The sequence below is a fragment of the Evansella cellulosilytica DSM 2522 genome (assembly GCF_000177235.2).
Lineage (GTDB): Bacteria > Bacillota > Bacilli > Bacillales > Salisediminibacteriaceae > Evansella > Evansella cellulosilytica.
Genome location: NC_014829.1, coordinates 1,457,560 through 1,475,031, shown reverse-complemented (window position 1 = coordinate 1,475,031; position 17,472 = coordinate 1,457,560). Strand labels below are relative to the sequence as shown.

The window sequence follows — 17,472 nt, the reverse complement described above, 5'->3', positions numbered from 1 at the left end:
TGCCGCGGGCAACGCTTCAGCTTCCTCGGGAAACCCACCCTGCGGGATCTTCAGCTGTTGCTTTTCCCGCAGGCGTCTCGTACCTTCAGCTCCAATCAACGCTGTTTTAAAATAACATTGGTCCTTTTACAAAAGAATTAAGCTGCTACTGAATTCATTGAATATTGTTTTTGAGCAAGTCTCATGCTAGCTAATTTCATTCCATTGTACACCATGGTAACCAAATCAAAATGGACTTTAGCTCGTTTTCCTGTTCGATATCTTACATTGTTCAACTGAAAGAATTCTTTTAGGTATCCAATGACCCTTTCAACGGAACTCCGTTCCTTAAATCTATCTTTCCAGGCAACTGAACCGCGTGCGGGTGCACTGTACCGGCGTAAATCCGACTCTATTTTTATCTTGTAGACCTTTTGGCATAATGTATCTTCAGCTAGAGGACAATCCCTACACTCTTTTGGACGTGTGTATTTTAAGGTTTGGTATTTTTTATCAAAGCTATCGTATCGATAGGAATGTTCCCTTACACACGTTGGAGCGAAATTTTCATCAAACCCAATTGGCTCTGATTCATTTTTTTTGTTATAAGCAATGATGGAATATCCTTTCATTCGATGGACTTGTTCATAGATTGCATCGTAATCATATCCTGCATCCATTAGTGCATAGATCATCCTAAGTTCCGAAAAGTTTCTCTCTATTCCTTTTAATAAAGGTATAGCAGCTTTACCATCGTTTAGCCTACCTGAGGAAATCATTGAATGAAGAATAAACTGAGTTTTGGTATCAACAGCTAAATGACCTTTATAACCAAACCAAAACACATTTTTCCCTTCACTATTTTTCTTCACGCCCCATGTAGGATGAAGTGGCATTTGATCATGAAGTTCATCGTAAGAAACGTCTAGTTGATCTTCAATTTTCTTTTCAAAAATAGACAAGGATGCTTCCTTAGCTTCTTTCTCTTTTAACCATTGTTCATGTTCGGCCTTTGATTTACGCCCACGTTTCTTTGGCTCAGACTTTGGTTTCTCTTCTTTTTTTGAAGGAGCCTGATCTCTCGCCTCGAAGTGACCAGAGTCAATCGCAATATTAGGATCTGTAATATATTCTTCGTTGATTGCATCAGTTATTATTTGAGAGTTTACCTCTTCAAGAATGTCTGTATCTTTAATTTTTGTAATCATCCTTGAAAATGAAGCTTCAGAAGGGACTGGATCAGATATCAAAAAGCCACAGTCCAACTTAAACTTAAGGTCGGTGTTTAAACGTTCAACTAGGAGTTGCATCTCGGGAATTCTCTCAACAAGCCTCACCACGAGTGCTTGAATCATTGCAGGATAGTTTAATTCTACAGGTCTACCTAAATTAGATCTTTTCACTACGATAGTGAGGATGGGATGAATATCAATCGCTGAAAAAATCTCATCATAACGTTGGGTAGGTTCTAAGTCAAATAAAATTTGCATGCTAAAAAGGCTCTCTTGTCGTACAATAGACATAAGGGGCTTCCTCCCATTCGAATTGGTTTGTTCGTCACTTACTAAATTCGACATTTGGGGAGGTACTCCTTTTTTCATGTTCTGAAACCCTTGGCCCATAAGGGCCAATAATTATGAAATTGATTCATATATAAAAGGTTCATGAAAAGGTCAAAATCTTCATGAACATGCCCCTAATATTAGTGATAAAATCAATTAGTGAAAATATTAACAAACTTTATTAGGGGGAATGTTTAAAAATGAAAAGTTTATTAAAAGGGATTGTAGTAATTGGAATTTCTGCAACAGTATTAATCGCATGTAGTACGGAAGATGAAGCATCAAATAATAATGAGCCAGACGTAGTGACAACAGCATCTATTGTAAATGATTCTGATGCATTTTTGAATGCTGTCAGTGAAGATGGAGAGTGGATTATTGCAACCTTAGATGACATTTCAATTGAAGATGATGTCATTATTGCAGGTCAGTTCCACCAAAGAGGTGACCAAGCAGATGATATTTATCGTAAGCTTGCCCTTTATGAGCAAGATGAAGATAGAAATATTACTGAGACACATACATTATCTGTTTCAACACTAACGGTACAAAGTGAAAATCTACTTGTCCAAGGTGGAACAATTGATGGTGACGTTCTTGTAGAAGAAAACGGTTTTACACTGCATGAGACAGCTACTATTGATGGCAATCTCATCTTTGCTAATGCTGATTTTGAAGCATCTGCAACAGTTGATGGCGACGTAACCGGATCCATTGAAGTAGAATAGGCTAACGGGGACGGTTCTCCTTTGCGAAACGAGTCGGAATGTGAAACATCCTCACTTACCAGTTTATGCAAACGAGAACCGTCCCTATTAGTATTTTCGTACGTGCAACAAATCCCTGTTATGACATAGGCTATTATACTTCACGAAATAAACGGGGGACTAGTTATGGGATTTGTTTTGGCTTTTTTATCAGCCCTATGTTTTTCCATTACGAACATCATTTTGAAAAAGGGTATGCATCATTCAGAACACAACGGCGTGTGGATCATTACATTCATTAACATGTTGATTTTAGGCATTATATTATTGGTTTCAATATATTTACTAGATGTTCCCATCTCTCTTCATCCTCTTGGTCTCACTATTTTTATACTATCAGGTATTTTTATTAACGTTTTTGGCCGAGGTCTTTTATATATGGGGATTAGACATATTGGTTCTTCAAAGGCAGTTGCTATAAAAAACTCTGCCCCAATCATTACTTTTATATTTGCAATCGTTGTGATTAACGAACAAATAACAATGTTTCCTTTCATAGGAATTGTACTTATATTTACTGGATTAATATTGTTAGGTATTCAATTCTTCCACCAATCCTCTCAACAAATATACAAACTTGGGTATGTGATTTCACTTTTATCAGCATTTGGATATGGAATAGGCCAAGGGATGTCTAAACAAGCAATGGAATATGTGCCGAACCCCTTCCTAGGAGTATTCGTAGGAATTCTCGCGGCCTTTGTAGTATTGACGATTATCGAAGCTTCCAGAGGCAAAATTCGTAAACACCTTCATTCAGCTAGGGAGAACCCTTATTATATTTGGGCAGGAGTTACAACGAGTTTAGCGCTACTTTTCTTCTACCTTTCTGTGTCCTATATACCAGTAAGCTATGCCGTTGCCATCCTTGCAGTAGACCCAGTACTAACCGTAATCCTCGTCTCTTTTTTCATGAAAAAAGAAGAATCTGTTTCGAAATTGGTTGTTTTCGTAGCCACCATCGTATTCCTCGGAGCAGTAATCATATCTCTAACAGGCTAATGTGGGCTAATGGGGACGGTTCTTTTTTGCCAAACGAGCTAAGGAAATGCTACATATCCTTAGCTCAGGTAAACAAGAGGCTTCTTATTTGCGAGGCCACTGAAAAAGTACAGAGAAACTTTTTCAGTGCCTTTTACTTGTATTGCAGTCGCTCGCCTGATAGGAAAAACCCACTCCTATCAGGCTTTTAACGATTGCGACGGCTACACACATTACTTAGGGACACTGAAAAAGTGAAAGAACCATTTTTTTCAGCGCCCTCCTTATTTGCAATGTTTTCGGCAAACTAGATCCGTCCCTCTTAGCAATTGCCTCCTTATTTGTACTGTTTTTGGCAAACTAGGTCCGTCCCCATTAGCCTTTTAGTCTATTGTGCAAACTGGCTTTCGTAGAGGTCTGCATAAAATCCTTTTTGCTCCAATAGCTCTCTGTGGTTTCCTTTTTCGATGATGTCCCCTTTGTTCATGACTAAGATTACATCTGAATCCTTAATTGTAGATAGTCGATGAGCGATCACGAAGCTCGTGCGATTTTTCATCATTTGCTTCATTGCTTTTTGTATTTGAAGCTCTGTTCGTGTATCGACACTGCTTGTTGCTTCATCAAGAATTAAAATTTTTGGATCAGAAATGATTGCCCGGGCAATTGTTAATAGCTGTCTTTGCCCTTGTGAAATGTTCGAAGCATCGTTTTCCAATACCGTATCGTACCCATTTGGCAAAGTACGAATAAAATCGTCAGCATAAGCTGCTCGTGCTGCTGCGATCACTTCCTCTTCCGTCGCATTCTTTTTCCCGTATGCGATATTTTCTCTGATCGTCCCACTAAACAGCCACGTATCTTGTAAAACCATCGCAAAAATACTACGAACCTGTTCCCGAGATAAGTCGATCGAGTTGACCTCGCCAATTCGAAGTTTCCCACGGTTTATTTCATAGAAGCGCATGAGTAAATTGATGAGTGTTGTTTTTCCGGCACCAGTTGGACCAACGATCGCAACCATCTGCCCTTGATTTACTTCAATATTTAAATCATTTATGATGTCCTCATTTTCCTCATATCCAAAGCCGACATGTTCAAAGGAGACATTCCCTTTCACCTCATCTAGATTGACCGGTAACCTTTCTTCTCTTTTCTCTTCAGCCTCATCCAACAATATAAAAACTCGCTCTGCTGATGCTAAGGCGTTTTGAATCATATTCGCAATGCTTGCAATTTGATTCATGGGTTGAGAAATTTGTTGCGTGTATTGAATAAAGGCTTGCACATTCCCGATCACGATGCTTCCATTGATAACAAGCACACCACCAACAATACTAACGAAAACGAATCCTAAGTTTCCGATAAACATCATCACAGGCATCATAATTCCAGAAATAAACTGTGCACGAGATCCCGCTTTATAAAGACGCTCATTCACTTCATCAAATCGCTCAATCGACGTTTTCTCGTATCCGAACGCTTTTACGACATGATGTCCACCGTACATTTCCTCGACATGACCGTTAATTTGACCAACCTCGTTTTGCTGGTTCCTAAAATAGTTTTGTGAATAAGACGCAATAGTTCTTACAGAAATCAAACTTAACGGAATCGTAATACAAATAACGAGTGTTAATAATGGACTAATGAATAGCATCATCACAATAATACCAAGCACCGTAAAAACGGATGTAATGATCTGTGATAACCCTTGCTGTAAGGAGTTGTTTATATTATCAATATCGTTTACTGCACGACTTAACAAATCACCGTGGGAATTCTGATCGTAATACTTTAACGGAACTCGCGTTAACTTATCCGTTACTTGCTTCCTTAAAGTTGCAATCGTCCGTTGCGAAACACCAGCCATTAATGATTGCTGTAAAAAAGCAAAGGAAGATGCTAATAAATAAAGCAAAACTAAAGTCATCACTACCTGGCCTATAAACCCAAAGTCAACAGCAGTTCCTGTCGTTACACTGTCAAAAATGGAGGTTGTTGCTGTCCCTAATATGATTGGACTAAGGACGTTAAATATCGTAGACAACACAGCAAAGATCGCCACTGCAATGAGCTTTTTACGTTCAGGCTTTAAGTAGCTAGCTAATCGCTTCAATGTTTTTTTGAACTCCAATGGCTTTTCTACCATTGGTGGCTTCATCTCTTTAGGTGCTTGTTTCTGATCCTTAGCCATGATGACCCTCCTCCGTCTGCTGCGATTCCACAATTTCTTGGTAAACTCTATTATCCGTAAGTAGCTGTTCATGTGTACCAATGCCTACTAGATCCCCGTGATCTAACACTAGAATTTGGTCGGCATCTTTTACCGTCGTGATTCTTTGACCCACATAAATCATCGTCGCATCGTTAATTTTTTCCTTTAGTGCCTTTCTTAGCTTTGCATCTGTTTTGTAATCAAGGGCGGAGAAACTATCGTCAAAAATATAGATTTCAGGCTTACGAATGAGTGCTCGTGCAATAGATAGTCGTTGCTTTTGACCACCTGACAAATTCCCCCCCGATTGCTGTAGTATCGAATGAATGCCGTCTTTTTTTTCATTTACAAAATCGGTTGCTTGGGCTATTTCTAGTGCTTCAAGCACTTCCTCATCTTTCGCATCTGCCTTCCCATAACGAATATTTTCAGCGATCGTTCCATTAAACAACGCCGCCTTCTGAGGGACATAGCCAATTTTTTGCCTTAGTAACTTTTGTGTCATTTCCTTCGTATTCACACCGTCTACTAGAATCGTTCCTGATTCTGGATCGTAAAATCGAAGAATCAGTTGAATTAACGTCGACTTCCCTGCACCTGTACTCCCAATAATTGCTGTTGTCTCCCCAGGCTTAGCCTGAAACGAAATGTTTTGGATAGCTGGCTTTTCAGCTCCTGCATGACGATACGTAACATCGTTAAATTGCACATGCCCCCGTTGCCCCGTATCGACTTCTTCCCCTTCAGGATCAGCAATCGTTCCTTTCAGCTGAAGCACTTCGTTTACACGTTTTGCTGAGGCTTGTGCACGAGGAATCATAATAAACGTGATGGACAACATGACTAAGGACATGAGAATCATCATCGCATACTGTAAAAATGCCATCATATTACCAACCTGCATGGCTCCTTGATCGATTCGTATCGCACCAAACCAAACGATCGCAATGTTCGTAAAATTCATGATGATCATAAGCACTGGAAAAAGTGCAGCCAAAATTCTATTTACTTTAATCCCTGTGTCTCGATATGCCTCATTCGCTTCACTAAAGCGTTCCTTCTCATCCTCTACACGGTTAAACGCACGAATGACTCGCACACCCGTAAGACTTTCTCGAATAACTAAATTCAATCTGTCTGTCCGCTTTTGCAGCGTTGTGAAAAGAGGAATTGCTTTTCTAGCAATAAGAAATATAGATAACACGAGAACAGGTAACGCCACTAAAAAGATGAGAGAAAGTGTTGCTTCTCTTGTGACAGCAAGAATAATCCCACCAATAAGCATAAGAGGCGCCCTCGTCATCATTTGAAGCATCATATTTAAGACATCTTGTATTTGTTTAATATCGTTTGTCGTTCTCGTAATCAATGAGGCTGTTCCTATTTTATTGAAGCTTTCTAGAGAAAAATTTTGCACATGAACAAATAAATCGCGTCTTACCATTTTTCCAAAGCCTTGTCCAACCTTCGCAGCTAAAAAAATCACAGTAATCGTTATAAGAATGGCAAGGATGGAAATACCTATCATCACTCCACCAGTACTTAATATGTAAGAAATATCTCCATTTACAATACCGATATCCACCACATTTGCCATGAGCGTCGGCAACAATAACTCCAATAACGTACTCATTAAAGTAAGCAAAATAATAAGCACAACAAACCACTTATACTCTTTTAAATAACCCATCATTCTCAACATAAACTAACCACACTAATAGGGACGGTTCTCCCTGGCTAATAGGGACGGTTCTCCCTTGCCATTTTATTACACTTTTTTCAGTATACAGTAAATTCATTTAGCCATACCATATATAAACTTCAGTAACAAAAAGGCACATAGTTTTCCCGCTATTCTAGATTCCTCATGAGCTATGAAAATAGCCCTTAAGGTGATGAGAATTCAACGTTAATGATGATGTAACACCGTACTGTGTTAATAACATTTTATAATAAAATATTCCCGCAAATTTATCATAACGCTGCAATGTCATACGTTTATACAAACATAGCAATTAAAAAAATTTAACAACTAAAATATTATATAAAATAAATATGAACACAAAATGAACAATCTTGTAGTATACTATACACCACACTTAAAACCCCTTACTTCCTTCATGCTATTTTGTACAAGAAATTACTTTACATATGTTATGATTATTACTATTAATTCCTTGTCAAAAATGGAGTGACTTTACGTGGTACAAGCAGAAACTATTGTTCACTTTTATTATGATTTAGAAAGTGAAGATGATTATAACAATAAAATTTCCCATTACTTGAGCGGATTGAAAGGTACATTACAAACAGAAGAAACGATAAGCATAGGAACCCCCTTTGAGAATGGGAATGGACTAAGTGTCAGGGTTGTCGCAAAGCTGAAAGTATCGATGGATGAAAGGCCAAGCTGTAAACACCTTGATGATTATGTAAGCTTTATTTTTCCTACTGTTAAACGAAACATTCTTGGCGAATTGATTAGCACGCAAAACCTTTATCTCACCTACGCACGCAAACCTAAACCCGTTAAGAAAAAAGTGAACTGGGAGGAACTATATCAGCATTGGAATGATTAAAATTCCAACCACCCTTTCTATGCTTTTAAACAAAATGGACCTGCTCCTTTAACATGGGGTACAGGTCCATTTTCATTATTGGTTATGCCCGTTTCTTAACTGTCTTTTCTTTTTCGCTTTTTCTTTGTGCTCCCTATTTGCTGCTACAGCACCTAGCTCTTTAGAGAATTCAGAATCTGTTTTACTTGCATCAAACCCTTGCTTATTTTTTTGCTGTGCATCTGTTTTTCCAGAACGTTTAGCCATATTCATCACTCCTTCGACATTATTATTCAGAAGGAAATTGATAATTATTCGGTGAATTAATGTCAAAATAATGCTTCCAAAAACAGCTATTACTTTCTTCTTAGAGGCGTATAAAAAGTAGACTGCTTGTATATAATTTTTTTCGTTACTTATTCAACATTTCCACCTCAAAATGCTTTCAATCTTTTTCGAAGCGCTTTTCAATTATTTACTATATGTTCAACACCTTCCCTCACTTCACCTTTTTCCAATAGTAAATCGCTAACTGCGTTCTGTCGCGCAAATCTAATTTTTCCAATATGATCGATAAGTTGTTACGGACGGTTCCTTCACCTATATAGAGTTGCTCCGCGATTTCACGATTGGATAATCCTTGTGCAACAAGTTCTGCAATATCTTTTTCTCGAGGGGTTAGTTGGTCTAATTCTTCATTATTCGAAGGCTCTGTTAATTCTTTAAGCACATCGGCATCTAGTACTGTTGACCCTGACATAAGTGCACGTATTTGCTGTGCCATACTCGTAACCGAAGTTGATTTTATTAAATATCCTTCCGCGCCTGCTAAGATTGCCATACGAATGTTTTTTTCGTCCTTAAAAGTCGTTAGCATCATGATTCTCACCTTAGGAAGGTCTAGCTTTATTTGTCTCGTAGCTTGAATGCCATCCATGATAGGCATTTGAATATCCATGAGAACAACATCCAGCAATTCCTTTTGACAGAAAGCAACTGCTTCGGCACCATTTTGAGCGGTGCCAATGACCTCCATGTCTTTTTCACGGGAAAGGAGTACCTTTAAGCTTTGACAAACGAGCGGGTCATCATCAACAATCAAAATTTTCATCACGATCTCCTTTTATCGTTATTTTCCAACGGAAGTACACAAATAAACCGAAAACCTTCTTCATCACCATCAATCGCTATACTGCCTCCAACAGCCTTCGCTCTCTGACGTAAATTTCTGAGCCCAACACCAACATCCTTTTTCTGCTCTACCACCCCGTCATTGTAAACGGACAGCCTAACGATATGAGTACTGACATCTAAAGTCACGTCGACCTTCGTTGGTTCTGCATGACGCACAATATTCGTGAGAGCTTCTTTCAAGCACGGATAAAGAATATTCCATAAATAAGGTGGTACCTTTGACGTGTCACCATATACGTGTAAAGCCACTGGACATATTGAAAAATGGCGGGTAATCTCTTCTATGCCTTCCACACCAAACTCCTGTACGGGCTTTAAATTATGTACAGTTTCTCTTAAATACTCGGCGCTCTTCGTCATTCTTTGTTGCACTTGTGTAAACATTTCCTTTGCCTGCGGATCCCCTTCCTTCCACAGCTGTTCAAATGCTTGCAATGCTAATACCGAAGCAGTAAGTTCGTGGCCGACATCATCGTGAAGCTGTCTAGCGATTCGGTTTCTTTCCGAAAGCTCAGCCATTCTAGCTCCTTCCACGTTGGCAAAAAGCAACTCCTCCTTTAAGCTTTCTAATTCGTAACGATCCTTGCGCTGCCGATCTGCTTCCTGCAAATATATTGTTGCTTCCTTCCTCCAACCGCTAATCATCGCACCTGACAAAGCCGATTGGATATAAACGACAATCAAAGTGAGTGACAACAGTTCGGAATAAACGAATGGAAAAATCATGATTGGAATGCTATACATTATTTTTCTCGAAAGGAATGCCTCGAATAATGGGATTGCAAGAAAAAAAGCAGCAGGTTCCCAATAAAGCATAGCAATAAAGCAGGCAGCTTGATCTATGATCGAAGTCCATCCAGGTAATCGAAAGCGCGCACGTGCGCCACTCATAATGGCGAGAAACAGCAGAAGGATTACACCTACTTCTCTGCTATCGCTCATAAGCCATAGGAAAAAAAGTAAGAGTAATCCTGTCGTTCGCCATATAATAGTTGCATTTTGAGATGTCCATTGAAATACATTCATGATTGTCGCACACACTTTCCTTTTAACATTCAACTGGTAACATAGAAGTCGTTTATGTTACTTACCTCATCTATCTATATTATAGCAAATTATGCAATCCTTCTTCTGCTTCCAATAAGGAGAAAGGCAATGCTGAACAAAATCATCATTATTAATGGTATCATTATTTTCCCCATTGGTTCTTCCAAGGATAAAAGGTGCATCGCTTCAGCATACCAAAAGGTTGGAAGCAACATGACAACACGTTGCAGTACGTCAGGCATGAGTTCAACTGGCCACATCACTCCACCTAACATAGCCATGAGTATCACGATTATTCCAATAATCGCAAACGCTGTTTCTCTATTGCGGAATAGAGAATACCAAGCTAATGAAAACCCAAGAGCAGTCATGGAAAAAATAGAGTAAATAATAAACAGCAGGATTGGTGACGGTACAGCATTGCCATGATACATGACGCCAATGATGATGGCAATGATGTTTACGCTAGTAAGAATGATAGAATACGCTAATAGGTTTTCCCACAAGTATCGAAAGTGAGTAATCGGCGAAACACTCATGCGAATCAACACATTGTCCGTCCGATCCTCAAGAATGATTGCTCCGAGTTTGGATGCTAAAAACAGAAGTACTACACCATAATATTGAAAGCCTAATGGGATTGCAGGCCATTCCGCTTCGGGAAGGAAAACAACACCAATGGGTAAAAGGAGCAAATAAATAAAATTAGATTTTTTACGAAAAAACCGCTTGAAAACAAAAGTAAATACGGTCATACAAGTCTCCGCCTTCCGAGGAATGAAGATAAAATAACTAATAAAATGGATACAGTTATAATGATTACAATACTGATTATCGCACTTTCAACGTTTTCCCCCGTCATCGTCGCATAGACCATGTTTTCTACGAGCGAAAGCGGATTCCCATAAGTAGATAAAAAGTTAAAAATCACGTTGTCTGGTAGTGGAAACCAAACCTCGGCTAACAATAGGCTGACAAGTCCAAAGGTTGTACCTAGTCTTTCTGCAGTCTTATATACTTTTACACCTAAAACAATGTTAATAAAAACGAGTTGGGAGAGGAATGCCACAGCTAATAGCGCTAACAAAATGAATACATGATTCCCCCAATCAATGCCATACATGAATTGTGTATATAAAACGATAATATATCCTTGCAACACACTAAACACGGTACACGCAATTAAAATCGATGCCGCATGCTGCTGTATTTTTAGAGGTAGGGAATACATTCTCCATTTTGTTGAAGACATCAGGTCTCCTTTTACATACTCCATTGTATTGAACCCACTAAAAAGCTGAAATGCAAATATCATCGTGACAGCAACCTCTGCCTTTATTAAAATGCCAAGCTGCTCATTCATTGCATCATCAGCTAGAAAACCAAGTACTGTAATTAAAGCGATCGGCGTTAATAACAATATACATAGGCTCACATAATTTCTTAGCATTCTTCGAAACATAAAAGCACTCGATCTTAGCACCATCATGTATTCTCACCTCCGTCTCGCAGCCTTTTTCCTGTAAGCGTAAGGAATACATCTTCAAGTGTCGGCTTTTCTGCCGTGACAGAATGGATACCTCCGAATTCTTTAGCGATGGAAAGAGCTCTGTCGAGTGTTCCTGCCCCAACTTGTGATATGATTTGAATCTCCTTTCCAGCTACCGTTACGTGTTTTACCCCATCTAGTTTTCTCAGCTTCTCTATTAGTCCACCTTCCGGCTCTGAAACTTGAAGCTTAATTTTTTCCTCATGCTGTATTTTCTCTACGAGTTCATCGACCGTGCCCTCAGCAATAACATGTCCTTGATCCATAATAACAACCCGAGACGCTATGCTTTGGACCTCCTCCATATAATGAGTTGTATACACAATTGTAGTGCCATTATTATTCAGTTTACGGATCGTCTCCAATATATGATTTCTGGATTGTGGATCAATTCCAACTGTTGGCTCATCCATAATTAAGAGCTTCGGACGATGTACAAGAGCACAAGCAATGTTTAGTCTTCGCTTCATCCCACCAGAAAACTTCCCTGGCAGCTTACGAGCATGCTCTTTTAATCCAACAAAAGCAAGAGTTTCTTCGATTCGTTTCTTTAAGGCTTCACCCTTTAAACCGTATATCCCTCCAAAGAAAGCTAAGTTTTCCTGTGCTGTTAAGTCAGTAAAAAAAGAGACTTCCTGGGGAACAAGACCGATTTGCCTCTTTATATCAAGCGCATCTCCTTTTTGCTTCTTATTAAAAACACTAATATCACCAGAATCAATACGAATAATTCCTGCTAATGCATGAATTAACGTCGTTTTTCCCGCCCCATTCGGACCTAACAAACCTAAAATCTCACCATCAGCAATATCTAAATCCACATAATCAAGCGCTAAATTCGTTCCATACCGTTTCACAATATTTTTCATATCAACAATAGACATCCATAAACCTCCTCATCGGCTAACGGGGACGGTTCTTGTTTGCCTTGTTTACCTCAGGCATCCGGCCGGCCCCAACTTTTATTGTTTGTTTGCAAATATAATAATACAAAATAGGATCTATTCGGAGTAGTTACAAATGTAACGGTTGGAAGGGTGGGGCCGGAGCAGTAATTATATACGTTTTAACGGTAATTCCCAAGAAGAGAGAGGGTTATGAGATATATTGCAGCATCGAAATTGGCTTCGTTTTATTTACTTTAATTAGTCTCGCACTCCTGATTAATTATAATTTCTGAAAAGTGTTAATTGCAGTATTTTTAATAATAACGTTTAAATGCTCAATGTTTTATCCATGCTATCATTAGCTATGAAAGAGCAAGTTTTTATGATTAGCTTTTATCTATTCCACAGTAGCTCAGTTGGTAGAGCAATCGGCTGTTAACCGATCGGTCGTAGGTTCGAGTCCTACCTGTGGAGCCAATAATAAATAGTTACTGTAAATTTAACTAAGTAGTTCAGTAGTTCAGTTAACGTGGAGAAAATAGAAATTCACATCTCTTTTTCCATTACAAAAAGCAATTAAAAAAGCATTAGAATTAATAATTAATTTAGCAATATAAAAACGCTTGGAGGTATTTCTCCAAGCGTTTTTATTGTGATTAATTTTTGTTCTTCAATTAATACCTTCTTTATTGAAGGATATACTTCTATTCAATAGGTATCCAAATTTCCATTTCATATTCATCTGTTTCTTCTTTACCGAACATAATAGTTTTCACTTTTTCAATTTCGGGCATTCCTTTTTTAATTTTATAACTTTCCTTGTCAAACACCTTCCATAAATTCCCTGTAAGTGTTCGGAATTTCTTTAGCCTGACCAATATGTTTGAATACGACATATTTTTGTTTAGGAAAAGTATGCAAAGTCATTCCTTGTTCAACTTTATTGAAATCAACAGACTCTATCTCGAATCCACAAGTATAAAAATAATGGTCACTTTTTGGAGGAAGTCATACTCCTACTATTTCATCCACATTATGCACACTGATAAATTTATTGGATTTATTCCATAATTTTGGAATTGGATAAACAATATTGCCACTCCATTTTCCTCCCGAACTAAAACCAATTAACACAAACGAACTCTTTATAACTTTTTTAAATTTCATACTTATTTACCTACTAAAACAAATACATTTCCGTCTGGTGCTTGCATTACAGCTACATAACCACCTAAAGAGTTCGGAAATGGAGGACGAATCCACTGAACATCAGGGTTAGATTTTAATGCTTCGTAAGTTTCACGAACGTTTTCAACAACAATCTCAGTTTCAGAAAAGTTCAAATTAGGGTTATTCTTTAATACTAACTCTGAATTACCATTAGGAAATTTCATCCCAATTAGTCTCCATTGTTTTTCTTCATCTTGAAAGGTTTCCCAAGATTTAGTTAAACCTAAAGATTGATAAAATTTTACCGACTTTTCAATTTCCTCTGTATAAATTGCAACACATTCTATTCTTTTCCACATAAACTATTCTCCCCTTCAAGTGAGAACTTATGTTCCCTTGTATTATATATTAAGTATAGCCAAATAGGAAAGATATTCAATCTAATAATTTTATAAATGAATCAATTTCATAATTCACTTTTATAAAAAAGCCAACACTTTCAGAATTAATAGTTATATCGTTTTTTAAATCAGTTACTTTAAATTTGTGTTGATTTCCTCTTAAGGATACTCGCTTGCCGCGGGCAACGCTTCAGCTTCCTCGGGAAACCCACCCTGCGGGATCTTCAGCTGTTGCTTTTCCCGCAGGCGTCTCGTACCTTCAGCTCCAATCAACGCTGTTTTAAAATAACATTGGTCCTTTTACAAAAGGATTAAGCTGCTACTGAATTCATTGAATATTGTTTTTGAGCAAGTCTCATGCTAGCTAATTTCATTCCATTGTACACCATGGTAACCAAATCAAAATGGACTTTAGCTCGTTTTCCTGTTCGATATCTTACATTGTTCAACTGAAAGAATTCTTTTAGGTATCCAATGACCCTTTCAACGGAACTCCGTTCCTTAAATCTATCTTTCCAGGCAACTGAACCGCGTGCGGGTGCACTGTACCGGCGTAAATCCGACTCTATTTTTATCTTGTAGACCTTTTGGCATAATGTATCTTCAGCTAGAGGACAATCCCTACACTCTTTTGGACGTGTGTATTTTAAGGTTTGGTATTTTTTATCAAAGCTATCGTATCGATAGGAATGTTCCCTTACACACGTTGGAGCGAAATTTTCATCAAACCCAATTGGCTCTGATTCATTTTTTTTGTTATAAGCAATGATGGAATATCCTTTCATTCGATGGACTTGTTCATAGATTGCATCGTAATCATATCCTGCATCCATTAGTGCATAGATCATCCTAAGTTCCGAAAAGTTTCTCTCTATTCCTTTTAATAAAGGTATAGCAGCTTTACCATCGTTTAGCCTACCTGAGGAAATCATTGAATGAAGAATAAACTGAGTTTTGGTATCAACAGCTAAATGACCTTTATAACCAAACCAAAACACATTTTTCCCTTCACTATTTTTCTTCACGCCCCATGTAGGATGAAGTGGCATTTGATCATGAAGTTCATCGTAAGAAACGTCTAGTTGATCTTCAATTTTCTTTTCAAAAATAGACAAGGATGCTTCCTTAGCTTCTTTCTCTTTTAACCATTGTTCATGTTCGGCCTTTGATTTACGCCCACGTTTCTTTGGCTCAGACTTTGGTTTCTCTTCTTTTTTTGAAGGAGCCTGATCTCTCGCCTCGAAGTGACCAGAGTCAATCGCAATATTAGGATCTGTAATATATTCTTCGTTGATTGCATCAGTTATTATTTGAGAGTTTACCTCTTCAAGAATGTCTGTATCTTTAATTTTTGTAATCATCCTTGAAAATGAAGCTTCAGAAGGGACTGGATCAGATATCAAAAAGCCACAGTCCAGCTTAAACTTAAGGTCGGTGTTTAAACGTTCAACTAGGAGTTGCATCTCGGGAATTCTCTCAACAAGCCTCACCACGAGTGCTTGAATCATTGCAGGATAGTTTAATTCTACAGGTCTACCTAAATTAGATCTTTTCACTACGATAGTGAGGATGGGATGAATATCAATCGCTGAAAAAATCTCATCATAACGTTGGGTAGGTTCTAAGTCAAATAAAATTTGCATGCTAAAAAGGCTCTCTTGTCGTACAATAGACATAAGGGGCTTCCTCCCATTCGAATTGGTTTGTTCGTCACTTACTAAATTCGACATTTGGGGAGGTACTCCTTTTTTCATGTTCTGAAACCCTTGGCCCATAAGGGCCAATAATTATGAAATTGATTCAAATGCAAAAATACAGACTTTTTTCCAGAAAAATAAATTCGCTAATGAAGCGAACTATCTTAGATAAATCATTTTTTATCTACGCTCAGGTTGGTGGACCTTTCTCAATGGATTTAAACACTATTTAATATAAACTTTACCTCTAAAAAGGATTTTAAATATGTTGTCTGTACTTTGGATTTGGCAAATGAGGTCCGTCCCTATTAGCCAATTATCCACTTTTAGCCATACATAAATCGAGCGATTAAGATCAAAATATATGCGAACAATTGTATAGAAGGAAAGGAATGATATAGCGTGAGTAAAAAATCAAAGTCTAAACGCAATATGATTAAAAGTAAGGACGCAGCACAGCCTAGTAATGGTAAAGAGAGAACTACTATTTCACGAGCAGGGAAAATTGAAGGTAGAGACGAGTAAATCCCATATATTGATGCTAATTGAAAGTTAAAAGCACAACAAGTATAGCCTTGTTGTGCTTCGTTTTCTTTGATCCTTCGTCTCCTATCTAAGTTCTATCATAATCTATTCATAAGCTCTATCATACAACATTCAACAAAAATTACTCCAAACCAAATAGTCCATTCTTCTATTTTATGAAACTAGTATATAACCACAGTACAAATTGAAATAAATACCACGCGATAATGATGATATATAAAACCGTACCATATACTTTGATATATGTATTTTGACTTCTTTCCATTTTGGAATTCAGCATTAGAGCAGTCGCTATTAGTATGAATAAAAATGGTTTTTCAAAATAAAACCCTAACAAAAATATTGTTGTAGCTAAAATTAAAAATAACACTCGTGAACGATCTGTATCATTTTTAAGTAGAAAATCCGCCATTTAAACAGCTCCTTACTTAATATACACAAGACGCAATAATCTCCTGCATCTAACCTCGCTCATTACGTCTTGCATTTCTCAACTTCACTTTGTGTCTTGCAGAATGGCCATAATTAGAAATAATATAAAACTTAGAACGACAGACATCCCACCTACTATATAAAAAATGAGGTTGAATGTACTTGGTAATGATAATGGGTTAAGAACATAAAACCACATACCGACTATTAAACCTATAGCACCAATGATTGCAGACCACGCATGCCAAGCCATTAATCGCTTGCTTTTTGGTTGAAAAACTTTATAGTAGATTGCCCAGCCAAAAAGTGTTAACCAACCTAAAACGAGCATATGAGCATGAATTGGTCTAAATGCATAGGACATTGATCCAGCCATATGTGCACCGATCCCCACACCGATAACCCCAAAAATAGCAGATGTTACTAATAACAGTTTTGTATAATTCATAATTGCTACTCTCCCTTATACCCCTTTAATAATACG

19 protein-coding genes and 1 tRNA gene are annotated in these 17,472 nt (G+C 37.8%); 5 read left to right on the top strand and 15 right to left on the bottom strand.

The genetic code is table 11. The annotated features are described in order from the left end of the window. Positions 1-137: 137 nt before the first annotated feature. Entirely contained in the window at positions 138-1,502 is a 1,365-nt protein-coding gene (locus BCELL_RS06610) for an IS1182 family transposase (RefSeq protein WP_013486809.1), read from the bottom strand. Positions 1,503-1,741: 239 nt separating this feature from the next. Here BCELL_RS06610 and BCELL_RS06605 point away from each other — a divergent pair, with 239 nt between their 5' ends. Together BCELL_RS06605 and BCELL_RS06600 are read left to right on the top strand one after the other, a co-directional pair. Next, entirely contained in the window at positions 1,742-2,269 is a 528-nt protein-coding gene (locus BCELL_RS06605) for a polymer-forming cytoskeletal protein (protein WP_013487908.1), read from the top strand. A gap of 165 nt (positions 2,270-2,434) precedes the next feature. Further along, positions 2,435-3,310: a DMT family transporter gene (locus tag BCELL_RS06600; RefSeq protein WP_013487907.1), complete on the top strand. Its 876-nt coding sequence runs from the start codon at positions 2,435-2,437 to the stop codon at positions 3,308-3,310. A gap of 367 nt (positions 3,311-3,677) precedes the next feature. Here BCELL_RS06600 and BCELL_RS06595 read toward each other — a convergent pair whose 3' ends face one another. Both BCELL_RS06595 and BCELL_RS06590 read right to left on the bottom strand, forming a co-directional pair. Next, complete coding sequence (locus BCELL_RS06595) at positions 3,678-5,486, bottom strand: ABC transporter ATP-binding protein (protein WP_013487906.1); 1,809 nt, start codon at positions 5,484-5,486, stop codon at positions 3,678-3,680. After that, the gene (locus tag BCELL_RS06590) at positions 5,479-7,209 is read right to left on the bottom strand and encodes an ABC transporter ATP-binding protein (protein ID WP_041808155.1); all 1,731 of its coding nucleotides are present in this window, start codon (positions 7,207-7,209) and stop codon (positions 5,479-5,481) included. The genes BCELL_RS06595 and BCELL_RS06590 overlap by 8 nt, the downstream gene beginning before the upstream one ends. A gap of 499 nt (positions 7,210-7,708) precedes the next feature. On the opposite strand from BCELL_RS06590, the gene BCELL_RS06585 reads away from it, so the two are divergent. Continuing rightward, a complete protein-coding gene (locus BCELL_RS06585; RefSeq protein ID WP_013487904.1) occupies positions 7,709-8,086 on the top strand; it encodes a hypothetical protein in 378 nt (125 codons plus the stop codon). A gap of 75 nt (positions 8,087-8,161) precedes the next feature. On the opposite strand, the gene BCELL_RS22890 is transcribed toward BCELL_RS06585, so the two are convergent. The 6 genes from BCELL_RS22890 to BCELL_RS06560 all read right to left on the bottom strand — a co-directional run bounded on the left by BCELL_RS22890 (position 8,162) and on the right by BCELL_RS06560 (position 12,739). After that, positions 8,162-8,332 carry a hypothetical protein gene (locus BCELL_RS22890; RefSeq protein WP_013487903.1) on the bottom strand — a complete coding sequence of 57 codons (171 nt, stop codon included), beginning with the start codon at positions 8,330-8,332 and terminating at the stop codon, positions 8,162-8,164. Positions 8,333-8,564: 232 nt separating this feature from the next. Continuing rightward, positions 8,565-9,176 carry a response regulator transcription factor gene (locus BCELL_RS06580; RefSeq protein WP_013487902.1) on the bottom strand — a complete coding sequence of 204 codons (612 nt, stop codon included), beginning with the start codon at positions 9,174-9,176 and terminating at the stop codon, positions 8,565-8,567. Continuing rightward, entirely contained in the window at positions 9,176-10,285 is a 1,110-nt protein-coding gene (locus BCELL_RS06575) for a sensor histidine kinase (RefSeq protein ID WP_013487901.1), read from the bottom strand. Before BCELL_RS06575 ends, BCELL_RS06580 begins: the two co-directional genes overlap by 1 nt. Before the next feature lie 89 nt (positions 10,286-10,374). Further along, entirely contained in the window at positions 10,375-11,061 is a 687-nt protein-coding gene (locus tag BCELL_RS06570; protein ID WP_013487900.1) for an ABC transporter permease, read from the bottom strand. Beyond that, the gene (locus BCELL_RS06565) at positions 11,058-11,795 is read right to left on the bottom strand and encodes an ABC transporter permease (protein ID WP_013487899.1); all 738 of its coding nucleotides are present in this window, start codon (positions 11,793-11,795) and stop codon (positions 11,058-11,060) included. The genes BCELL_RS06570 and BCELL_RS06565 overlap by 4 nt, the downstream gene beginning before the upstream one ends. Beyond that, positions 11,792-12,739: an ABC transporter ATP-binding protein gene (locus BCELL_RS06560; RefSeq protein ID WP_013487898.1), complete on the bottom strand. Its 948-nt coding sequence runs from the start codon at positions 12,737-12,739 to the stop codon at positions 11,792-11,794. Before BCELL_RS06560 ends, BCELL_RS06565 begins: the two co-directional genes overlap by 4 nt. Positions 12,740-13,143: 404 nt before the next feature. On the opposite strand from BCELL_RS06560, the gene BCELL_RS06555 reads away from it, so the two are divergent. After that, positions 13,144-13,219, top strand: a tRNA-Asn gene (locus tag BCELL_RS06555). Between the two features lie 227 nt (positions 13,220-13,446). Here BCELL_RS06555 and BCELL_RS23170 read toward each other — a convergent pair. From BCELL_RS23170 to BCELL_RS06540, 4 genes are all read right to left on the bottom strand, one after another. Beyond that, positions 13,447-13,572: a hypothetical protein gene (locus BCELL_RS23170; protein ID WP_013487897.1), complete on the bottom strand. Its 126-nt coding sequence runs from the start codon at positions 13,570-13,572 to the stop codon at positions 13,447-13,449. Further along, positions 13,565-13,705 (bottom strand): effector binding domain-containing protein, encoded by a 141-nt coding sequence (locus BCELL_RS23055; protein WP_245547001.1) that lies wholly within the window; start codon positions 13,703-13,705, stop codon positions 13,565-13,567. Before BCELL_RS23055 ends, BCELL_RS23170 begins: the two co-directional genes overlap by 8 nt. 206 nt (positions 13,706-13,911) lie before the next feature. After that, positions 13,912-14,271, bottom strand: coding sequence for a VOC family protein (locus BCELL_RS06545; RefSeq protein WP_013487895.1), 360 nt, complete (start codon positions 14,269-14,271; stop codon positions 13,912-13,914). Between the two features lie 353 nt (positions 14,272-14,624). Further along, on the bottom strand, positions 14,625-15,989 hold the full coding sequence (locus BCELL_RS06540) for an IS1182 family transposase (protein WP_013486809.1): 1,365 nt from the start codon (positions 15,987-15,989) through the stop codon (positions 14,625-14,627). Positions 15,990-16,412: 423 nt separating this feature from the next. Here BCELL_RS06540 and BCELL_RS23165 point away from each other — a divergent pair, with 423 nt between their 5' ends. Beyond that, positions 16,413-16,535: a hypothetical protein gene (locus tag BCELL_RS23165; protein ID WP_013487894.1), complete on the top strand. Its 123-nt coding sequence runs from the start codon at positions 16,413-16,415 to the stop codon at positions 16,533-16,535. A gap of 169 nt (positions 16,536-16,704) precedes the next feature. Here BCELL_RS23165 and BCELL_RS06535 read toward each other — a convergent pair whose 3' ends face one another. Together BCELL_RS06535 and BCELL_RS06530 are read right to left on the bottom strand one after the other, a co-directional pair. Then, entirely contained in the window at positions 16,705-16,968 is a 264-nt protein-coding gene (locus BCELL_RS06535; RefSeq protein WP_013487893.1) for a hypothetical protein, read from the bottom strand. Positions 16,969-17,052: 84 nt separating this feature from the next. Then, positions 17,053-17,436: a hypothetical protein gene (locus tag BCELL_RS06530; protein ID WP_013487892.1), complete on the bottom strand. Its 384-nt coding sequence runs from the start codon at positions 17,434-17,436 to the stop codon at positions 17,053-17,055. Positions 17,437-17,472: the final 36 nt, after the last annotated feature.

Coding starts and splice junctions, on each gene's coding strand:
- BCELL_RS06610 (WP_013486809.1), bottom strand. CDS start 1,502: ATGTCTATTGTACGACAAGAGAGCCTTTTTAGCATGCAAATTTTATTT.
- BCELL_RS06605 (WP_013487908.1), top strand. CDS start 1,742: ATGAAAAGTTTATTAAAAGGGATTGTAGTAATTGGAATTTCTGCAACA.
- BCELL_RS06600 (WP_013487907.1), top strand. CDS start 2,435: ATGGGATTTGTTTTGGCTTTTTTATCAGCCCTATGTTTTTCCATTACG.
- BCELL_RS06595 (WP_013487906.1), bottom strand. CDS start 5,486: ATGGCTAAGGATCAGAAACAAGCACCTAAAGAGATGAAGCCACCAATG.
- BCELL_RS06590 (WP_041808155.1), bottom strand. CDS start 7,209: ATGTTGAGAATGATGGGTTATTTAAAAGAGTATAAGTGGTTTGTTGTG.
- BCELL_RS22890 (WP_013487903.1), bottom strand. CDS start 8,332: ATGGCTAAACGTTCTGGAAAAACAGATGCACAGCAAAAAAATAAGCAA.
- BCELL_RS06580 (WP_013487902.1), bottom strand. CDS start 9,176: ATGAAAATTTTGATTGTTGATGATGACCCGCTCGTTTGTCAAAGCTTA.
- BCELL_RS06575 (WP_013487901.1), bottom strand. CDS start 10,285: ATGAATGTATTTCAATGGACATCTCAAAATGCAACTATTATATGGCGA.
- BCELL_RS06570 (WP_013487900.1), bottom strand. CDS start 11,061: ATGACCGTATTTACTTTTGTTTTCAAGCGGTTTTTTCGTAAAAAATCT.
- BCELL_RS06565 (WP_013487899.1), bottom strand. CDS start 11,795: ATGATGGTGCTAAGATCGAGTGCTTTTATGTTTCGAAGAATGCTAAGA.
- BCELL_RS06560 (WP_013487898.1), bottom strand. CDS start 12,739: ATGTCTATTGTTGATATGAAAAATATTGTGAAACGGTATGGAACGAAT.
- BCELL_RS06545 (WP_013487895.1), bottom strand. CDS start 14,271: ATGTGGAAAAGAATAGAATGTGTTGCAATTTATACAGAGGAAATTGAA.
- BCELL_RS06540 (WP_013486809.1), bottom strand. CDS start 15,989: ATGTCTATTGTACGACAAGAGAGCCTTTTTAGCATGCAAATTTTATTT.
- BCELL_RS06535 (WP_013487893.1), bottom strand. CDS start 16,968: ATGGCGGATTTTCTACTTAAAAATGATACAGATCGTTCACGAGTGTTA.
- BCELL_RS06530 (WP_013487892.1), bottom strand. CDS start 17,436: ATGAATTATACAAAACTGTTATTAGTAACATCTGCTATTTTTGGGGTT.